Origin of the sequence: Helicobacter ailurogastricus (genome assembly GCF_001282945.1) — a bacterium.
In the GTDB taxonomy this organism is placed as follows: Bacteria; Campylobacterota; Campylobacteria; order Campylobacterales; family Helicobacteraceae; genus Helicobacter; species Helicobacter ailurogastricus.
The window spans coordinates 239,151-257,214 of the sequence record NZ_CDMG01000004.1; the positions used below are offsets into that span (position 1 = coordinate 239,151).

Annotated in this window: 20 protein-coding genes and 1 tRNA gene; 7 read left to right on the forward strand and 14 right to left on the reverse strand. The window is 47.4% G+C overall.

Annotated features, from left to right (window positions below; translation table 11 throughout):
• Window positions 1–24: 24 nt before the first annotated feature.
• From metG to HAL07_RS04245, 7 genes are read left to right on the forward strand one after another with little or no spacing between them, the layout of a single operon-like run.
• On the forward strand, window positions 25–1,896 hold the full coding sequence (gene metG, locus HAL07_RS04215) for a methionine--tRNA ligase (protein ID WP_053945222.1): 1,872 nt from the start codon (window positions 25–27) through the stop codon (window positions 1,894–1,896).
• The gene (locus tag HAL07_RS04220; RefSeq protein WP_053941304.1) at window positions 1,896–2,852 is read left to right on the forward strand and encodes a hypothetical protein; all 957 of its coding nucleotides are present in this window, start codon (window positions 1,896–1,898) and stop codon (window positions 2,850–2,852) included. The genes metG and HAL07_RS04220 overlap by 1 nt, the downstream gene beginning before the upstream one ends.
• A 28-nt stretch (window positions 2,853–2,880) precedes the next feature.
• Window positions 2,881–3,657, forward strand: a complete 777-nt coding sequence (gene cmoB, locus HAL07_RS04225; protein ID WP_370695962.1) for a tRNA 5-methoxyuridine(34)/uridine 5-oxyacetic acid(34) synthase CmoB — start codon at window positions 2,881–2,883, stop codon at window positions 3,655–3,657.
• A 10-nt stretch (window positions 3,658–3,667) separates the two neighbouring features.
• Complete coding sequence (locus HAL07_RS04230; RefSeq protein ID WP_053941306.1) at window positions 3,668–4,093, forward strand: PaaI family thioesterase; 426 nt, start codon at window positions 3,668–3,670, stop codon at window positions 4,091–4,093.
• Complete coding sequence (locus HAL07_RS04235) at window positions 4,090–5,223, forward strand: glycosyltransferase (RefSeq protein WP_053941307.1); 1,134 nt, start codon at window positions 4,090–4,092, stop codon at window positions 5,221–5,223. Before HAL07_RS04230 ends, HAL07_RS04235 begins: the two co-directional genes overlap by 4 nt.
• Window positions 5,224–5,283: 60 nt before the next feature.
• Entirely contained in the window at window positions 5,284–7,002 is a 1,719-nt protein-coding gene (locus tag HAL07_RS04240; protein WP_053945224.1) for a DUF262 domain-containing protein, read from the forward strand.
• Window positions 7,003–7,011: 9 nt separating this feature from the next.
• Window positions 7,012–8,628: a tetratricopeptide repeat protein gene (locus HAL07_RS04245; RefSeq protein ID WP_053945225.1), complete on the forward strand. Its 1,617-nt coding sequence runs from the start codon at window positions 7,012–7,014 to the stop codon at window positions 8,626–8,628.
• 14 nt (window positions 8,629–8,642) lie between these two features.
• On the opposite strand, the gene HAL07_RS04250 is transcribed toward HAL07_RS04245, so the two are convergent.
• From HAL07_RS04250 to tatB, 14 genes are all read right to left on the reverse strand, one after another.
• Window positions 8,643–9,467, reverse strand: a complete 825-nt coding sequence (locus HAL07_RS04250) for an urease accessory protein UreD (protein ID WP_053945226.1) — start codon at window positions 9,465–9,467, stop codon at window positions 8,643–8,645.
• 1 nt (window position 9,468) lies between these two features.
• Entirely contained in the window at window positions 9,469–10,068 is a 600-nt protein-coding gene (gene ureG, locus HAL07_RS04255) for an urease accessory protein UreG (protein WP_053945227.1), read from the reverse strand.
• A gap of 27 nt (window positions 10,069–10,095) precedes the next feature.
• Window positions 10,096–10,791: an urease accessory protein UreF gene (locus HAL07_RS04260; RefSeq protein ID WP_053945228.1), complete on the reverse strand. Its 696-nt coding sequence runs from the start codon at window positions 10,789–10,791 to the stop codon at window positions 10,096–10,098.
• A gap of 7 nt (window positions 10,792–10,798) precedes the next feature.
• Window positions 10,799–11,335, reverse strand: a complete 537-nt coding sequence (locus tag HAL07_RS04265) for an urease accessory protein UreE (RefSeq protein ID WP_053945229.1) — start codon at window positions 11,333–11,335, stop codon at window positions 10,799–10,801.
• A gap of 3 nt (window positions 11,336–11,338) precedes the next feature.
• A complete protein-coding gene (locus tag HAL07_RS04270) occupies window positions 11,339–11,926 on the reverse strand; it encodes an AmiS/UreI family transporter (RefSeq protein ID WP_053941314.1) in 588 nt (195 codons plus the stop codon).
• Between the two features lie 159 nt (window positions 11,927–12,085).
• Window positions 12,086–13,795, reverse strand: coding sequence for an urease subunit beta (gene ureB, locus HAL07_RS04275; RefSeq protein WP_053945230.1), 1,710 nt, complete (start codon window positions 13,793–13,795; stop codon window positions 12,086–12,088).
• 14 nt (window positions 13,796–13,809) lie between these two features.
• Window positions 13,810–14,514 carry an urease subunit alpha gene (ureA, locus tag HAL07_RS04280; RefSeq protein WP_053941316.1) on the reverse strand — a complete coding sequence of 235 codons (705 nt, stop codon included), beginning with the start codon at window positions 14,512–14,514 and terminating at the stop codon, window positions 13,810–13,812.
• Window positions 14,515–14,677: 163 nt separating this feature from the next.
• Window positions 14,678–14,765, reverse strand: a tRNA-Ser gene (locus HAL07_RS04285).
• Between the two features lie 39 nt (window positions 14,766–14,804).
• Window positions 14,805–15,188 carry a hypothetical protein gene (locus HAL07_RS04290; protein ID WP_053941317.1) on the reverse strand — a complete coding sequence of 128 codons (384 nt, stop codon included), beginning with the start codon at window positions 15,186–15,188 and terminating at the stop codon, window positions 14,805–14,807.
• The gene (locus HAL07_RS04295) at window positions 15,182–15,394 is read right to left on the reverse strand and encodes a PP0621 family protein (RefSeq protein WP_053827917.1); all 213 of its coding nucleotides are present in this window, start codon (window positions 15,392–15,394) and stop codon (window positions 15,182–15,184) included. The genes HAL07_RS04290 and HAL07_RS04295 overlap by 7 nt, the downstream gene beginning before the upstream one ends.
• Complete coding sequence (gene rsmG, locus HAL07_RS04300) at window positions 15,391–15,918, reverse strand: 16S rRNA (guanine(527)-N(7))-methyltransferase RsmG (protein ID WP_053945231.1); 528 nt, start codon at window positions 15,916–15,918, stop codon at window positions 15,391–15,393. Before rsmG ends, HAL07_RS04295 begins: the two co-directional genes overlap by 4 nt.
• Window positions 15,915–16,943 (reverse strand): tRNA preQ1(34) S-adenosylmethionine ribosyltransferase-isomerase QueA, encoded by a 1,029-nt coding sequence (gene queA / locus HAL07_RS04305; protein WP_053945232.1) that lies wholly within the window; start codon window positions 16,941–16,943, stop codon window positions 15,915–15,917. Before queA ends, rsmG begins: the two co-directional genes overlap by 4 nt.
• Window positions 16,936–17,643 (reverse strand): twin-arginine translocase subunit TatC, encoded by a 708-nt coding sequence (gene tatC / locus HAL07_RS04310; protein ID WP_053941319.1) that lies wholly within the window; start codon window positions 17,641–17,643, stop codon window positions 16,936–16,938. The genes queA and tatC overlap by 8 nt, the downstream gene beginning before the upstream one ends.
• Window positions 17,636–18,061 carry a Sec-independent protein translocase protein TatB gene (gene tatB / locus HAL07_RS04315; protein WP_053945233.1) on the reverse strand — a complete coding sequence of 142 codons (426 nt, stop codon included), beginning with the start codon at window positions 18,059–18,061 and terminating at the stop codon, window positions 17,636–17,638. The genes tatC and tatB overlap by 8 nt, the downstream gene beginning before the upstream one ends.
• Between the last annotated feature and the right edge of the window lie 3 nt (window positions 18,062–18,064).

The following is an 18,064-nucleotide window of genomic DNA, read 5'->3' on the forward strand; positions in this document are numbered from 1 at the left end:
CTTTTTTTAGGTTAAAGGTCTTCCATGCAAAAGATGTTTGTTTCAACCCCGATTTACTATGTCAATGACAGCCCGCATTTAGGGCACGCCTACACAACTTTTATCGCCGACATGCTAAAGAAATACCACAGCCTTAAGGGCAAAGAGGTGTTTTTACTCACGGGTACAGACGAACACGGGCAAAAAATCGCTTTGAGCGCGGCCAAGCACGGGTTAAGCCCCCTAGAATATGCGTCAAAAATCAGCCAAAACTTTAAACTAGAATGGGATCATTTTAAAATCGATTACAACTATTTTGTCCGCACGACAGACAGGGCGCACGAACAAGCCGTACAACACGCCTTCGAGTCTATGCTCCAAAAAGGCGACATTTATAAGGGTACTTACGAGGGGGCGTATTGCGTGAGTTGCGAGAGTTTTGCCACCAACAGCACCACCTGCCCGGATTGCAACCGACCCACAACAAAGGTCGCTGAAGAGAGCTACTTTTTTAGATTGAGCCGTTATCAAGACAGACTTTTAGAGTTTTACGACAAACACCCCAGTGCCATTTTGCCCCTTTTTAGACGCAACGAGGTTTTAAGCTTTATCAAGCAGGGGTTATATGATTTATCCATCACCCGCACGAGTTTTGAGTGGGGCATTGCCCTGCCTGCCCACTTAAACGAGCCTAAACATGTCGTGTATGTGTGGCTGGATGCTCTTCTTAGCTATGTGAGCGCGCTAGGCTATGGCGCTGGCGGGGCGCAAATGGGCTATTTTGACAACGCCATGCACATTGTGGGTAAGGACATTTTGCGCTTCCACGCCATCTATTGGGTTGCCTTTTTAATGAGCCTAGAGCTGCCCCTTTTTAAGCAGCTTTGCGTGCATGGGTGGTGGATGATTGAGGGCGTGAAAATGAGTAAGAGCATCGGCAATGTGCTAAACGCTCAAGAGCTGGCAAATGTCTATGGCTCTGAGCCCTTGCGCTATTTTCTCTTAAGAGAAGCCCCGCTAGGCCAAGATGGGGATTTTGGCGTGCAGGCTTTGGTGCGCCGCTCTAATGCCGACTTGAGCAACACTCTAGGCAATTTAGTACAAAGGCTCTCAGGCCTGCTAAAGCCCTTTGGCGGGCGCATTGAAAGCGGCCATGTCCGCACGCACTACGCCCCCTTGTATACTAAGTGGCAAGCGCAATTAGAAAGCCTAGAGCCCTATTTGCTAGATTTGCAACTGCACCGCTATTTAGAGGAGCTGTGGCGAGTCTTTGAGGGGTGCAATGCGGCCATTGCCAAAGAACAGCCGTGGGCGCTTGCCAAAACCGACCCTCAAAAAGCGATGGCACTACTTGCCCTCGTGGCGACTTTTTTAGCTAAAAGCGTGTTTTTCCTCTACCCCGTGTTGCCTGAAAGTGCTTACAAATTGGCCCAGTGGCTCAATCTCTCTTTAGACCATGAGAATTTTAAGGCGTGTGTGCAACCTAGCTATTTGCTCCCCGCCTTAAGCTTGCCCCCCATCAAAGCACTTTTCCCCAAGCTAGAAGTGCAAGAAACACAAAAAGCACAAGCTGTGGATGCATCTAAAGAGGTTGTGGCGGTCAAATTTGAAGACTTCAGCAAGCTAGACATCCAAGTTGGCACAATCACCAAAGCTGAAAGAGTGCCTAAGAGCGATAAACTCTTGTGCTTTCAAATAGACTTTGGCGGGCAGGTGCGCCAAATTTTATCGGGCATTGGCTTGCACTATAACCCCGAGGATTTAGAGGGCAAGCAAGTGTGCGCTTTATTAAACCTACCCCCCCGCAAAATGCTAGGGCTAGTGAGTGAGGGCATGGTTTTAAGCGCAAGTGACAAAGAGGGGCTAACTCTCATCGCCCCCCTAGTGCCCACCAGCAATGGGGCGAAAATCGGCTAGTGGATGTCTGTGAAGTGGTGGCGGTTACAAGGGGGGTTTTAAAGACCGAGCCTTTTGTGCGCACCTTTACCCACGCCACAGCCAAGCTCGATCGGGTAAGAAGGGGGAGCCTGTTTGCCGCCTTTAACCCCTCTTGCATTGAGGAGGCCGTGCGGCTTGGGGCTTATGGGGTGCTCTTTGAAAAAAGCGCGCCCATCAGCGACCCTGAAATTGCGTGGATTTGCGTAGAAAATTTACAAGAGGCGGTCAATAAACTCCTTTATTACAAATTCCTAGACGCGCCCCTTACAATCTTTACCCTCACGCCTTTAGAGTTGGAGCTGTTTAGCAAACTTGCTAAAGCCCCCGGGGTGTGCGCCTTTGAAGAGGACACGCTAGAACTGTTGAATTTGGATTTAAACAACCTACACACTTTGCTTTTGACCCACACCCCGCCTAAGTTAAACGCAAAAAAACCCGCAAATACCCCCCCCTTTACACTCTTGCAGGCGCAATTATTTTCTATGGCCCTGCGTTATAAAGACCAACGGCACGATTTAAAAATCTCAGGACTTTACACCCTAGAGTTGGCGCGGGTGCTCAATCTTTGCGAGGATTTGGGGCTAGAGGCAAATTTAAGCCACCTAGGCACGCTCAATAGCATGCAACCCCACTACACCAACAAACGCCTAGAGCTTTGCGCTTTCGGGCAGAGTGAGCGGATTTTAATCCACGAAAGACAAGTCGCTAAATTGCCTCGCATGCTCGCGTTTGTCAAAAAAACCGCCCCCTATCACAAGCCGGCTATTTTTAGCCAAGAGCCTTTGGCGTTAGAGCATGTGCGCTATCAAAATCTGCAAGAGTTACAGGATTTGCTTTGCAAAAAAGATTTTTCTTTAGGTTTTGTGCTAGGAGAAATCCCCTTACAAGCCCTTTGGCGCAAACCGCCTTTAAGGAGTTTATTTGACTCGTTGTGAGGGCGCACACAAGGGGGTGCGTGTCTCTTTGCCCCTCGATGCATCTTTGGAGCAAATTTATCGCGAGGCTTTGGCATTAAAGCCGTGGCGCAAAGGCCCTTTTTGCTTTTTTCAAGGCGATCGGCATGCCGATCGCGGTTTTTGCATTGATAGCGAATGGCAAAGTTATATGAAATGGGATTTGATCAAGACGGCGGTTAATTTAGAGGGCCTAGAGGTGGGCGACATCGGGTGTAACAATGGCTACTATCTTTTTTGCATGCAAGGCTTAAAACCCAAAAGTTTAACAGGTTTTGACCCAAGCGCGCTCTATGAAAAGCAATTTAAATGGCTCAATGGCTTTTTAAAAACCCCTATTGTCTATGAGAGGCTGGGCGTGGAGGATTTACGCACCTATGCTAAACGCTTTGACGCGCTCTTTTGTTTGGGCGTGCTTTATCACAGAAAAGACCCACATAACACGCTAAAAGCCTTGCACATGGGCTTAAAACCCAGCGGGGTGTTGGTGTTAGACACTTTGGTTTTTAACAGCCCCCTAGAGGTGGCGCTTTGTCCTAGCACTTACGCCAAAATGTCTAATGTCTATTTTATCCCTAGCATAAAAGCCTTGCAAAACTGGGCTTTTAAAGCCGGCTTTAAAGAGTGCTTTCTTTTGGCCTTAAGCCCCACAACCACGCAAGAGCAGCGCAAAACCCCTTGGATTGAGGGGTTGAGTCTAGAATCCTTTTTAGACCCGTCAGATTCCACTAAAAGCATAGAGGGCTATCCTGCTCCCACTCGGGGGTATTTTATCTTGCGTAAATGAAAGGAAAAACATGGAAACGCCAATACCAATAGAAGAGGGCTTGCTGGTTTGCTCCAAGCTCGATCAAACCCTTTGCGCCGATTTGGTGTCCTTTGGGAACAATAAAGCCACCGTGTGCTTCACGCCTAAGGAGTTTATGCTGTGTGAAGAGGATGTGGTGCATGCGGGCTTTATTGTGAGTGCGGCGAGTTTTGCCGCTTTGTGTGCGCTCAACAAGAAAAACAGCCTCATCTCTTCTATGAAGTTAGGCCTGCTAGCCCCCATTGAGCTGAAACAAGAAGTCTATTTCAACGCCGTGGTCATGCACGCCAGCTCTAAAAAATGCGCCGTGCATGTGGAGGGGGAGTTTATGGAGATTAGAGTTTTTGAAGGGGATTTTGAGATTTTGGTTTTTGAAAAACGCCCTTTCAAGTTTAATTTTAAGGAAGATCAGTGATTGTTGCCTTAGTGGTGGATAGCTTTGAGGATAAGAGCAATGGGACCTCTATGACATGTTATCGCTTTTACCAAGCGTTAAAAGCAAGGGGGCATGAGGTGCGGGTGGTTGCGCCCTTCGTGCAAGGGGAGGGTTTTTATGGCTTGCAAGAGCGCTACATCCCCTTAGTTACTGAGATCTCACACAAGCAACACATGATTTTTGGCAAGCCCGACAAGGAGATTCTAGCCCAAGCCTTTGAGGGCGTGGACATGGTGCATGTGTTTTTGCCCTTTAAATTAGAAAAGGTCGCTGTTGAGGTGGCAAAGCGTTTAAAAATCCCCTACATAGGGGCGTTTCATTTACAGCCCGAGCACATCACCTATAACATAAAATTACAAAATTTAGGGTGGCTCAACCGCTTTATTTTTTGGTGGTTTAAGCAAAGCCATTATAAACACATACACCACATCCACTGCCCCTCGCCCCTCATTAAAGCCGAGCTAGAAAGGCATGGCTATGGGGGGAAAAAATATGTCATCTCTAATGGCTTCGACCCGCTTTACACCAAACGCCCCCACAACACCAAGACAGATGGGCTTTACCACATCATCATGATCGGGCGTTATTCTAATGAGAAAAACCAACAAGTTTTAATAGAGGCGGTGCGCCTAAGCCGCCACGCCGCGCAAATCAAGCTCCACTTAAAAGGCATTGGGCCAAACTTAACCAAATTGCAAAAATGCGCCGAGGGGCTAGCCCACCCTGTGGATTTTGGCTTTTTAGAGCCTAAAGACTTATTGGCCCTGCTCTATCAATGCGACTTATACATCCACACGGCCGATGTGGAGGGCGAGGCGATCGCCTGTTTAGAGGCGATGAGTTGCGGGGTTGTGCCCATCATTTCAGATAGCAAAATCAGCGCAACCAACCAATTCGCCTTAGACGATCGCTCGCTGTTTAAATCCAACGACCCCAAAGACCTAGCCCAAAAAATCGACTATTGGTTAGAAAACCCCGAGGAGCGCGCTAAAGCCGAGAGTGCCTACGCCGCAAGCACCCAAAACTACACTTTAGAAAACTCGATCCAACAAGCCATAGAAATGTACGAGGAGGCCATCCACGATTTTAAGGGGATTTATAAGCATTGATTAACCATCCATGAAATAAGAGGTGCTAGAATCAAAACGCATCTTTTAATGGAGGTTTTTATGGCGAATAAGTTGCAAATGGATACTTTACAAATGGATATTTTAGACTATTTGTCTAAAAATAAGTTTGTGGTGCCGGAGTACCAACGAGATTATGCGTGGGAGTTAAAGGAATGCTCTCAGTTGTGGGAGGACATCACGGCGTTTTTTGAGGGGGGGGGGGGGGGGGGTGAAGCTACCTATCAAAACCCCTATTTCTTAGGCTCGGTTGTCATTTACCCCATTAAGGATAAAAAGCACATCGTGGATGGGCAGCAACGCACCACGACTTTAATGTTGTTGCTTAAAGCCATGCACGCCAAGCTCACCCGTGAAAACAATGGCAAAATGCAACGCCTGCTAGACAACATCGCCTCTTGTTTGTGGGAGATTGACGGCGTTACAGGCGAGCCCGACCCCACTAAGCCCCATTTAGTCAGCCACGCCATCAGCGGAGACAAACACCAAATCTTGCAAAACATCCTAGAAAAGGGCTTGGATCAGGACGAGGAGCAAGATAGCTCAAATTATGAGAAAAACTACCGCTATTTTTGCGCCCGCTTAGATGAATTTACCGCAGAGCACCCCACGACTTTCCACAATCTGTGTTTATGTGTGTTGCACTCTTGTATTGTGCTCTCTGTGGAGTGTGGGGGCTCAGCCAGTGAAGATGATCGCCTAGAATATGCTTTGCGGGTCTTTAACACGCTGAATACTAGAGGGCTCCCTCTAAACGACACAGACATTTTTAAAAGCGTGATTTTTTCTAGCAGAAGTGGGCAAGAGAGGGAGGCGTTTATTGAGCAGTGGCAAGAGTTAGAGCAAGAGTGCGAGATTGATTATCTTTTTAGGCTTTGTATGCATGTCTTGCGGGCGCGCAATGGGGAGAAAAGCCGAGAAATCGGCTTGCGCCCTTTCTTTTATAGTAAGCATCGCAACCTACTCAAAGACGGCTCGATCATGCAAGAAATTGCCACAATGCGAGAATATTGGTATAGCAGTAAGGTTCATTCCAAACGCTCACACCGCGCCCATCAGTTTTACGATGTCCTATGGACTTTGGAAAGTGGGTATTGGCAATTTTTAGACGGGGCTTATTACGCCTATTGTCAGCAGAAGGGCAAGGATTATTTTAAAGGGCTTGAGGAGGTTTTAATGCGGACATGCGCGCACTTTTTGGTCTATACCATTAGTCGGCATTCAGGACAGATTAAAGACCTCGTCTATAACGCCTACACTTCGCTTTACAAAACGGGGAGCATAGACTTTAAAGCAGGAAGCCAAGAGATTTTAGAGAGCGTGGTTACTACCCAAAGGAGCGAATACACTTTCCGCACCTTCTTTGAGGCGGCGCAAACCAAAAGGCTCACAAAAGCCCTTGTGGCTCTCAACATGTATTTAAAATACCCCGAGCAAGACACAGAGGTTTGCGAAAAACCCGAGATCGAGCACATTTTCCCCAAAAAATGGCAGACAAATTATGTCAAGCTTAGCCAAAAAGAGGCAAATGCTTTAGTGGAGTCCATTGGCAATAAAATCTTGTTAGAAAAACCGCTCAACATCAAGGCGAGCAATGGCTACTTTGATGCCAAAAAGCCCAAATACGCCAAGTCTAAATTTTTAGAGGCACAGGACTTAGCCAAGTTCCCCAAAAGCGATTGGCTCTTAGAGGACATCAAAGCCCGCACGGAGGAGATTTACCAACGCTTGTATGCGTTCTTTAAAGAATACGCCGTTTAAGGAGGCGCGATGATAGAAAGAGTGGCTTTAGAGTTTAAAGAGAGAAAAGAGCTTGAAGAATGCCTTGATGCCTTTGATAAGTGCGTCAGCAAGGAGGATTTTAGCTCTGTTAAGGGCATTATTCAAAAGTTAAACAAACTCTTAAGGGGGATCGAGTGGGTGGGGGCGTTTTGTGAAAAGCCCTTTAAAATTTTAAACCATAAAGGGGTGGCAGAGGAGGTTAGGGGGGTGTTGATTTTTGCCCCCCAAAATCTCTTGCAAGAGGATTTGGTGAATACCAACAAGCTAGAGAGTGCGCATGGCTTTTATGTGTGCTTTGCCCCCTTAAGGCATTGTGAATACCGCTGTTCTTTCATCATCACTTGTGGGGTTGCAAATCTCAAAGAAGCCCAAAGCACCCCTGCCTTTAAAAAACTCTTTGAAAACGACAAAGCCAAATACCACAACAAATACGGCGCGAAATTTCGCTTAGACCACTACGACTACCCCCTTAGTTTGTTAAGACTGGTGGCGTTGTTTAACGATTTGCCCGTGCAGGATTTTAAAGTGGGGGGTGTGGGCTCTAGGCAAGTTTTCCCTAGAAGGGCAGATGTGTTGTTCTTAAGGGGCACACAGGCGCGCGAGAAAGGATACATTAATGAGGCTATAGAGTGCTATGAAAAGAGCGCAAAACTGGGCGATGTGGAGAGTTTCTACGAGCTAGGCAAGCTCTATAGCAATGATATGACGCTACGCTCTTTTAAAGGGTGTCCTAACTTCACCAAAGCCCTAGAATACTTGAAAAAAGCAGGCGACATGGGGGACACGAGGTCTTATGAAATACTCGGGGGGTTTTACCTAAATGGTAAGGGGGTGCCTGTGGATATAAACAAGGGCTTAGAGTATCTTAACAGGGCGGTGGATATGGGCTCTACCAATGCTTGCTTTAAATTAGCTGACTTTTATCTTGAGGATGTCTTGCATAAAGACCCTAAAGAAGCAAAGGATTATTACGACAAAGCCCTTAAAATGTGTCAAACCAAGCTAGAAAAAGCGGATATTTGCTATGCCATTTCTCGGCAATACATGGGGCGTAGTGAGGGTTTAAGCTCTAAGAGTTATCGTAAAAAGGCAACCGCTCATTACAAAAAGGCGATAAGCCTTGCCGAAGAAGTCTTTGGCACAGAGGCTTATGCCCGCTTAGTGTCGCTGGGCTGGACGCATGACAAGACCCAAATTTTAGAATGGTGTTTAAAGGCTATAGAGCTAGGCAACACGCGCCTTTATGGCTATGTGGCCGAAAGATATCTTACGGGCAGTGGGTGTGTCAAAGATGAGAAAAAAGCCCTAGAATACCTTAACAAGGCCATAGAGGTCAATGCTAGGGATTATACAGCCCACTTTAATTTAGCCGAGTTGTATTTTGAGGGCGGCGAGGTGGTGCAGCAAGACTACGCCAAAGCCCTAGAGCATTACACCATAGTCGCTAACGGGGCGGATTGCGAAGGGCCTTGTTACGATGAAGCTTTGCGTAGATTAAGCAAAATCTACGACAAAGGCTTGGGTGTTACGCCCGACCCCCTCAAGGCGTTTGAATACCTTAAAAGGGCTTGCGGGATGTGGAATTGGTGGGGAGATGAGGGCTAGCCCCTAGGGGCAACCTATTCTAAACGCCCCAACAACTCTTGGCTGATAGACTTACGCAAGTTTAAGAGGGGCTCCGAGCCACAAGCGAGGGCTTTAAGGCATAAACCCGTATAGCCTTCAGGCAGCTTAGAGGCTAGGGTGCTGACCCCCGCTTGCCCTTCAAAGCCTTCTAAAAAGCTTAGCAAGCTGTCTTGATCTAGGTGCTTGGTGAAAGCCACTAAATTTAAATAATGGGTGTAATTGCCAAACATGCACGGGTTTTTTAAATCCATTTTGGCTGGCTCTAAAAGCGTGTTATCCACAAACAAGGGGTGCGCGCTGTTTTCTTGCGAATAAGCGATGTTGAGCGTGGAGTGCAGCCGCTTAAAGGCAAAGGCTTCGCCGTGCGCGATGCGTCCGGCGGTGATGATCTCGCTATAAAGCAGTTGGGCGTTTTCGTGCAACACGATTTGGCTGTGGTTTTGAAAATGCGCGTTAGCAAAAGGGATAATAGGCAGGGGGCTAAAGTCTAAAAGCGCGTTTTCTTTAACCTCAATGTGCGTTTTACGGCTCGCATACCCGTCTTCGGTATCTTGCACCTTCTCAAAACTTTGGCTAGAGAGTTTGAGTTGGCAATCTTGCCCCACTTCGATCTCTATCTCGTGCGCGTCCCCTTTGAGCATCCCCGGGCTCACGGCAATGAGCATGATTTCGGCTAGGCTGTCTTTGGCATAAAAAGGGGGCATGAGCTTAAAGGGCGGGGTGAAGTAGTTATCTGCGATGACACACTTACCATTGTGCCCGATTTTGGTTTTTAATTTTAGCCGCGAGGCTTGGGCGTAACTGCTCTTGTGCTCCATTTTAATCTTCTAAAAGCGCGTATTTTTGAATCCAAGAGATCACTTGGTCTAAGCCGTCCTTGCTTCTAATGTTGGTGAACAAAAAGGGTTTGTCCCCACGCATTTTTTTAGAATCGCGCTCCATCACGCCCAAATCCGCGCCCACATGGGGGGCTAGGTCAATTTTGTTGATGATGAGTAGGTCGGAGCGGGTGATGCCCGGCCCGCCTTTTCTGGGGATTTTATCGCCTTCAGCCACATCGATCACAAAGATCGTGAAGTCAGCCAGCTCGGGGTTAAAGGTGGTGGAGAGATTATCGCCTCCGCTCTCAATAAACATAAGCTGAATGTCGGGGAAGCGTTGATGCATTTCCTCGACCGCTTCTAGGTTCATGGACGCGTCCTCTCGAATGGCGGTGTGCGGACAGCCGCCCGTTTCTACACCAATAATTCTTTCGCGGGGCATCACAGAGTTTTTACATAAAAACTCGGCATCTTCTTTGGTGTAAATGTCGTTGGTGATCACGCCAATGCTGTAATTTTGACTCATAGACCTAGTCAAGGCTTCGATCAAAGCCGTTTTGCCACTGCCCACAGGGCCACAAACACCGATTTTTACCATTGTAATCCTTTGTAAAAAGTTTAAGATTTAAGACATATACAGGCGGGAGTATAAATGCTCGTGTTGCATCGCCTTAATGTCGTTTTGGATGCTCGCCGCACACAAATGGCTTTCATCTAGGTTTTCTAAAGTGTCTAGCAAGTTGCTAAAGGTTTCTTGCAAAGCTAATAAAATGCGCTGCCCGTCATTTTGGGCTAAGGGGATGGTTTTCACGCAGTTGATCACCATATTGGAGCTTTGGGCGTAGAGGTAGTGCTTGAGGGCGGTGTCTAGGGCAATGTTAAAGCAGGCACAAAAGACTCCGTAGGCTGTGGCGTGTGTGGGGGTGGTGGTCGCCTTAGCGTAGGCTCTAAAAAAGCGCACAAAGGGCAAATCTAGCTGTAAAATGGTCTTTAAAAAGCGATTACCCAGCTTTTGGTTCGCGCTCCTTAGCTCTAAAGGGGGGGTGGCTAGACAGACCTTTTCTTCAATGTCTAAAATGTGCCCCAAATGGGGGTCTTGGTTCTCTAGCCCTTGTGTAGCGTGTTGGTAGCTTAGTTTTAAACTGAGTAGATCGCTGTATAAAAATTGCGTGCCTAGGTTGGCTTGCAAGTAGGCAAGCGCGCTCTCTTTGTCTTTGACTTCTTTGTGTTGGATATAGGTTTCTAGCCCAAAAGAGTGGGTGTAAGAGCCGATGGGAAACACGGCATCGTTGATTTGGAGCAGTAAAAAATCGGTGTGCATGGGAGTCCTATTTTTTAATCACAATCTGTAAGTCAGTGCTGTCAAAGAATTTGAGCGGAGCAGAGATTTCGCTGTGGGGCGATGCGCTCACAGAAATGCGTTTAGAAGCGTCTAATTTGCTCTTTAAAACCGCATGCTTCACGCCCAGCCTTTCAAACAAAACTTGCAGGGGCTTTTCAAATGGGGTTTTAAAACTCAAATTTTCTTCGCCGTAGTATAAAGAGGCGTGGCGGTTACCCACTTCATAGCAGATTTTCGCCACTTCGTGCATGCTGGAGGCGTAGGCGCAAAGCACCTCAGTGGGCAGGATATTGATGGCGACAACTTTACCGGGGGCTTGGAACAAAATGTCCCCATCGGCTAGCCCCATCTTAGGGGGGTTTTCTAGTTTCATCACCACTTCCTCGCCCCCTCTTGTCTTAAAACGCCCCATGCGCTTTTGGCTATCAAACCACTCTAGGTCAATGAAATCCACGGTGGCTACACCGTCCTCCCCATTTGGGGGGTTGGTGTGTAGATTGCCTAAGATAGCCTCAGCGCGCATGTCTTACGCCCAGTGTTGGATGAAAAGAAGCCAAGCAGGAATCCAAGCCGTGATGATCCCTTCGATGATAGCAAGCCAAGGTACAAAATTACCCAAGCTCTTTTTCAACACACATTCAATCCAGCCAGTTAGCCAGAGCACACCCCAAGCGAGCCAAATGAAAGCCCACCAGTCGCCCTCAGTGATGCCTAGCATTTTGTGATCGTCTAGGGCATCGGAGTAGTGAGAAAGAATGGCTGCGGGGATGGTGTTGATGGTAACAAATAAGCAATACCACCCATAAGGACGCCAATCAAGATTAAAGGTGTTGTTGATGGCGGCATAAAGGTAGGTGAAGCCGAATAATAAACCAGTTGCAGGGCCATAGAAGTTAATCAGATGGTGCGCCACTTGCTGGATATTCTCTGCCCCTTCGACCATAGGGGTGGCGTGGAAAGTGGAATGCACAATCGCCACAATATTACACACAATGGAGAGCGCGCCCACAAAGTAGTTCATGATCGCTTTGCTTTTAGCGTCCACTCCAGCAAGCCCGCTAACGCCGTTGCTGATCAACACGATCGCAACATACAATAACACGAGTCCTAACATTCCTATCCTTATTGTGAAATAACCAGAGCGTCTATCGTTTTATAACGAAAAACCCCAAGGAGCTTTTATTATAAACCAATAAAGTAAATCAAAACCCCCATAAATAACAAAAGCCCCGCTTAAAAAAGCAGGGCAAAAATTCCCCCCTCGTGTCAGGCACTAGAATAGGTTATAGAGTTGTGCCAAAGGTAATTTGTCCGCCGCGTGGGAGGTAACCTCGTTGCCATCCACCTTAACTTTGTAGGTTTCAGGGTTGACTTCGATGTGCGCGGTCACATCGTTGAACTTAAGGTCTTTTTTGGTGATGTTGCGGCAGTTTTTCACAGGCAACACGATTCTTTGCAAGCCCAATTCTTCCTTGATGCCGTTTTCATAAGCAACTTGAGACACGAAAGTGATGTTGGTGTCAAATTTGGCTTTGCCGTGGTGGCCAAACATTTCGCGGTAATAAACGGGTTGGGGAGTGGGGATAGAAGCGTTGGCATCGCCCATTTGAGAAAGCGCAATGAATCCGCCTTTGATGATCATGTTGGGTTTAATGCCAAAGAACGCAGGGCTCCAAAGCACCAAGTCAGCGTATTTGCCCACTTCCACAGAACCGACATATTCAGAAATGCCGTGTGCGATGGCGGGGTTGATGGTGTATTTGGCGATGTAGCGTTTAATGCGGAAGTTGTCGTTGTCGCCTTTTTCTTCAGGCAAGCGGCCAAATTCTTTTTTGTTTTTGTCCGCTGTTTGCCAAGTGCGGGTGATCACTTCGCCCACACGGCCCATGGCTTGAGAGTCGGAGCTGGTGATGGAGAAAATCCCCATGTCGTGGAGTTTATCTTCAGCCGCGATGGTTTGGGGGCGGATACGAGAGTCGGCAAATTCCACATCTTCTTTGATGTTTTTATCCAAGTGGTGGCACACCATCAACATGTCCATGTGTTCGGCTTCTGTGTTTTTGGTGAAAGGAATGGTGGGGTTTGTGGAAGCGGGAAGGATGTTAAATTCGCCTGCCATTTTGATCACATCGGGAGCGTGTCCGCCGCCAGCACCTTCAGTGTGGAAAGTGTGGATGGTGCGTCCAGCGATGGCTTCTAGGGTGTCTTCCACACAGCCGGCTTCATTTAGGGTGTCGGTGTGGATGGCTACTTGCACATCGTATTTGTCAGCGATGTTTAGAGCGTGGTTGATGGCTGAGGGTGTGCTGCCCCAGTCTTCGTGGATTTTAAAGCCAATGGCCCCAGCGTAAAGTTGGTCAGTCAAAGAGGGTTCATAAGACACATTCCCTTTTCCAAGGTAGCCAAGGTTCATGGCGTATTCTTCAGAAGCGCGGAGCATTTCTTTTAAGTTCCAGCGGCCGGGAGTGATGGTGGTGGCGTTGGTGCCATCTGCAGGGCCTGTACCGCCTCCGATCATTGTGGTGATTCCGCTAGCAAATGCTGTGGGGATTTGTTGAGGAGAAATGAAGTGGATGTGTGTGTCGATCCCACCAGCCGTTACGATCAAACCTTCGCCGGCAAGAGCTTCAGTAGCAGGGCCTACGCAGAGCCTGTTGCAAACACCATCTTGGAGGTCTTTGTTGCCGGCTTTGCCGATGCCGTGGATTTTGCCGTTTTTAATGCCAATGTCGGCTTTGTAAATGCCGGTGTAATCCACGATCAAAGCGTTGGTGATGACGAGGTCAAGTTCGTGGCTGCTGGGGCTGTTGGTTTGGCCCATACCATCGCGGATGGTTTTACCGCCCCCGAATTTGATTTCTTCGCCATAAGTGGTGCAGTCGTGTTCGACTTCTAGGATTAGGTCAGTGTCGCCTAAGCGCACTTTATCGCCCGTAGTGGGCCCATACATAGAAACATATTCTTTGCGAGAAATTTTTTTCATCGGTCTTCCTTTCCTTATTTATTGTCGCAACCGCAGTTGATGGTGCCAAAGCCATGTTCTTTGGCGCGTTTTACAGCAAGTTTTTTGCCATCGTGATCGGCTTGTCGATCCACTAGGGAGTTGAAGCCATAGATGCGTTTATTGCCGCCAATGTCGATCAAATCCACGGTTTTTTCTTCCCCGGGTTCAAAGCGCACAGCAGTACCTGAAGCGATGTCTAGGCGTTTGCCATAGGCTTTTTCGCGATCGAAGTCTAGAAGCTTATTGACTTCGAAGAAGTGGAAGTGTGAGCCCACTTGCACAGGGCGATCGCCTTTGTTTTTCACTTTTAATTGGATAGCGTGTTTGCTGGCGTTGAGGGTGATGTCTTCGTTTTTGAGGATCACTTCGCCGGGAGCGAGTTTGTCGCTGCCAGCTTCTACGGGAGTGTGGATGGTTACCAATTTTGTCCCGTCAGGAAAGCCCGCTTCAATCCCCACTTCGTGGATCATGTGCGCCACGCCAGGCATCACATCATCGGCTTTGAGTAAGGTCCTGCCTTCTTGCATCAAATCTGCCACGCTTTTTTTACCTGCGCGGGCCTCTTCCATCACATGCGCACTGATCAAAGCCACAGCTTCAGTGTAGTTCAACTTAATGCCTTTGGCTTTGCGTTGTTTGGCTAGTTCTCCCGCATAATGGAGCATCAATTTATCTAGCTCTTTAGGGGTAAGCTTCATCCTAAACTCCTCTTATAAAATGGTGTTATTGAATAGCGCAAGCTATCAACGAGGCAAATTTTAGTATCTTTTGGCTAATGGTTGTTAATATTTTGTTAGCCAAAGATAATGTTATTTATTCTTTGTTAATCTTATTCACAAAAAGCATGAAAATAGGGAGAAATGGCGGAGAGAAAGGGATTCGAACCCTTGAAGGCTTGCACCTTACACGCGTTCCAGGCGTGCTCCTTCAACCACTCGGACATCTCTCCAAGAAAAACGGCTATTTTAACACATTTTGCCTAAAAAACCTAAAACCCCAAAAATGGCCTAAACACCACCCCATCTATTCTCATTTTTAAGGCTTGCTCAATCTGCCCTTCATGGTCGATCACCCATAAAACCCTTGCATCGCTCAAATAATCATCCGCCAATTCTTGGTAGGTCTTAGGCTCGTCTTCTACAAGGATATAACTTGGTTTAAAATTATGCATCAACGCCCACTCTAAGGGAGAGCGCACGCACACAGCGTATTTCACCCCATTCGTGCTGCAATGCGCGGACAGCTCAAAGGCTTTCTTGTCTGTGGCGTGAAAATACACGACAGCGCTCGCCAAAGTTTGGGCGATTTGTTCGGTTTCTTTGACCCACACAAAGGGGCTTGTGGGAATTTGTGGATGCCCGAAAATCAACATGCACTTTCCTTTAAACACGCCTTAGAGCAATAGACACAGCCCTGAGAGTGGATGGCTTCTTGGCTGGTTACATAGGTTTTGCAATGGGCGCACTCGAGCATGTCTAGCTCTGCGTTGGAGTCGTTTTTAGGCGGGGGGGTTTTCATTTTAGGTCTTAGCCACAAAAACAGCCCCACCACAATGGCTAATAAAAATAACAATCTCAATTTGCCCCCTTGCGATAGAAGTAAACTCGTTTGCCATAGGCAAAACACTCTTCGGGCAAACAAGAAATCTCCGTGCTTAAATTGCTCCCCTTATAAAAGAGAAAATGCCCGCCTTTTTCTAAGAAGGGGGCGCTTAAATTTAGCAGCTCTTGTGCTGGCATCAAAGCCCTAGAAGTGATTAAATCCACTTTTAAAGCGGGCAACTCTTGCAAGCGCAGGCGTTTTAAACGCACATTTTGTAAATCTAGGCTCGCTTTTAAATGGTGTAAAAACGCTATTTTTTTAGCATTGGGCTCTAACAAAATAAAACGAGCATGAGGGCAGGCTAGGCTTAAGGGGATCGCTGGAAAGCCCGCCCCAGAGCCCACATCTAAACAACTCTTAAAGGGGGCGATGAAGTCCAAAACCTGCAAGCTATCCGCAATGTTGCGCTCGATGTCTTGGCGGTTTTTAGCCCCGCTCAAATTATGTACCCTATTCCACTCTAAAAGCAAGTTACTAAATAAATCTAATTTGTCTTTCATAAAATCAACATCCCATCGCCGTAGGAATAAAAGCGGTAATGGTGTTCTATGGCGATTTTGTAGAGCTCGAGGCATTTATCCAAGCCCACCATAGACGCAACGAGCATGATTAAGGTCGATTCGGGCAGGTGGAAATTTGTTAAAAGGGCTTGTGCTGCTCTAACCGGATTGCCCGGGTGTAAAAAGAGATTGCAAGGTTCAAGCCCCAAGCCCCTTTTATAATGCTCTGTGGCTCTTAAAGCAGTGGTGCCGACACATAAAATATAGCGGGCTTCATCTAGGGCTTGCCCCGCCTTAAAAGACACTTCTACAAATTCGGCGTGCATGGGGTGCTCTCTAATGTCCTCACTCTGCACGCTTAAAAAAGTCCCCGCCCCTACATGTAGGGTGATGAAGACATGCTTAAAGTTCTTTAATAGGTGGTCCTTTGCGCTTTGCGAAAAATGTAAAGACGCGGTGGGGGCGGCGATCGCCCCTAGATTTTTGGCAAACACACTTTGGTAATCCTGTGTGTCTTGGCTTGTGTCGGGGCGCTTTAAATAGGGCGGGATGGGCATATGCCCTAAGAGTTCAAGCATGCCAAGCACTTTGGCCCACTCTAAAGGTTTGCCCTCGTGTCTAAAGCCCAGCACGCGCAAGCCATCATTAAGCACTTCTAAAACTTCGCAAGAATAACCCTGCTCTAGCTCTAAAACAAGTCCGGGGCGCACTTTTCCGCGCACTTGGGCCAAACACGCCGTGGGGCTAGCCGCGTGGTGCAATAAAATTTCTACTCGGCGTTTTTGGGCGGTGTGGGCAAATAATCTGGCTTTCATCACCTTAGTGTCGTTGAGCACCACCAAAGCGTCCTTGGGGAAAAAATCAAAGATTTTTTTAAAGGTGGTGTGTGTCAGCCGATCGCTTGCCCTTTCATAGACCATTAATTTAGCGTTTTCTTTGGGGTTGATGGGGTGTGTGGCGATCAAGTGCTGGGGCAAGTGATAGGCGTAGCTGGCGCGCTTAAACTCTTTGGGGATATTAGGCATTATCGTCTTTGGGGGCTGGATTAACCATTTTTGCGATCAAGATTGAGAGCCCATACAACCCGATTAAAGGCATTGCCATGAGTATCTGGCTCATCACATCGGGGGGGGTGATGATCGCCGCCACAATAAAAATGGCCACAATGGCGTATTTAAAATAGTTTTTGAGAGTGGCATCGGTGATTAGCCCCACTTTGGCTAAGAAAAACGCCAAAACGGGCAACTCAAACGCCAGCCCAAAGCCCAAAATCAAGCGGGTAAAAAAACTCACATAGCTAGAAGCCGAAATGTTTGCCTCAAACATCGCCGCCCCAAAATTTGCCAAATAGTGCATCACAAAGGGAAAAACCACATAGTAAGAAAAACACGCTCCCAAAGCAAACATCACGCTCCCAAAGAACACAAAGGGCAAGACCACCTTTTTTTCATTTTTATAAAGCCCGGGGGCGATGAAAAGCCATGCTTGCCAAAAAATCACGGGCATGGACACGGCCAGAGCGGCCAAAAAACTCACTTTAATCGCCACCATCACCCCCTCAATGGGCGAGATTTGGATGAGTTTTCCATGGTAAGACGCTTTGATCCACGCAAAAATTTCTTGCCAAAAGCTAAAGCACAGCCCAAAGGCCAACACCAACACCAAAATCGAGATCAAAAGCCGTTTGCGTAAATCCTCTAAATGCGGTTTTAAATCTTCAAGCATCTAGAGAGCTTTTTGGGGTTTTTTCTAAACTCACTTTGGGTTTTTCTACCTCTTCTGTTTTTTCTTCTTTTTTGGGGGCGTTTAGGCTCTCTAGGGGGTTGCTTTTAGCGATGCTCTCCATGCTTTTTTGCAAGTCTTGCACTTCGGGCATTTGGGGGATGTTTTCTAGTTCTTGTTTTAAATCCCCTAGGGGTTTGGCCTGTTGCTTAAAAAACTCTTGGTACTCAAGGGCTTCTTTTTTCAGCTCCTCCATGTGGATTTCTTTATCTAGGCTCTCTTTGGCTTCGTTTAAACTCTTCTTCACCGCTCTAAAAAAGCGGGCAAGATCGAGCATCGCCTGTGGAAACTTCTCCGGTCCTAAGAAAATGATAGCGACCACCACGATCACCACCAACTCAAAAAATCCCATCCCAAACATCTA

What these genes read in the sequence shown, in the direction of transcription:
- metG (WP_053945222.1), top strand. Translation starts at nt 25, where the DNA reads ATGCAAAAGATGTTTGTTTCAACCCCGATTTACTATGTCAATGACAGC.
- HAL07_RS04230 (WP_053941306.1), top strand. Translation starts at nt 3,668, where the DNA reads ATGGAAACGCCAATACCAATAGAAGAGGGCTTGCTGGTTTGCTCCAAG.
- HAL07_RS04240 (WP_053945224.1), top strand. Translation starts at nt 5,284, where the DNA reads ATGGCGAATAAGTTGCAAATGGATACTTTACAAATGGATATTTTAGAC.
- HAL07_RS04245 (WP_053945225.1), top strand. Translation starts at nt 7,012, where the DNA reads ATGATAGAAAGAGTGGCTTTAGAGTTTAAAGAGAGAAAAGAGCTTGAA.
- HAL07_RS04250 (WP_053945226.1), bottom strand. Translation starts at nt 9,467, where the DNA reads ATGGAGCACAAGAGCAGTTACGCCCAAGCCTCGCGGCTAAAATTAAAA.
- ureG (WP_053945227.1), bottom strand. Translation starts at nt 10,068, where the DNA reads ATGGTAAAAATCGGTGTTTGTGGCCCTGTGGGCAGTGGCAAAACGGCT.
- HAL07_RS04260 (WP_053945228.1), bottom strand. Translation starts at nt 10,791, where the DNA reads ATGCACACCGATTTTTTACTGCTCCAAATCAACGATGCCGTGTTTCCC.
- HAL07_RS04265 (WP_053945229.1), bottom strand. Translation starts at nt 11,335, where the DNA reads ATGCGCGCTGAGGCTATCTTAGGCAATCTACACACCAACCCCCCAAAT.
- HAL07_RS04270 (WP_053941314.1), bottom strand. Translation starts at nt 11,926, where the DNA reads ATGTTAGGACTCGTGTTATTGTATGTTGCGATCGTGTTGATCAGCAAC.
- ureB (WP_053945230.1), bottom strand. Translation starts at nt 13,795, where the DNA reads ATGAAAAAAATTTCTCGCAAAGAATATGTTTCTATGTATGGGCCCACT.
- ureA (WP_053941316.1), bottom strand. Translation starts at nt 14,514, where the DNA reads ATGAAGCTTACCCCTAAAGAGCTAGATAAATTGATGCTCCATTATGCG.
- HAL07_RS04290 (WP_053941317.1), bottom strand. Translation starts at nt 15,188, where the DNA reads ATGTTGATTTTCGGGCATCCACAAATTCCCACAAGCCCCTTTGTGTGG.
- rsmG (WP_053945231.1), bottom strand. Translation starts at nt 15,918, where the DNA reads ATGAAAGACAAATTAGATTTATTTAGTAACTTGCTTTTAGAGTGGAAT.
- queA (WP_053945232.1), bottom strand. Translation starts at nt 16,943, where the DNA reads ATGCCTAATATCCCCAAAGAGTTTAAGCGCGCCAGCTACGCCTATCAC.
- tatC (WP_053941319.1), bottom strand. Translation starts at nt 17,643, where the DNA reads ATGCTTGAAGATTTAAAACCGCATTTAGAGGATTTACGCAAACGGCTT.
- tatB (WP_053945233.1), bottom strand. Translation starts at nt 18,061, where the DNA reads ATGTTTGGGATGGGATTTTTTGAGTTGGTGGTGATCGTGGTGGTCGCT.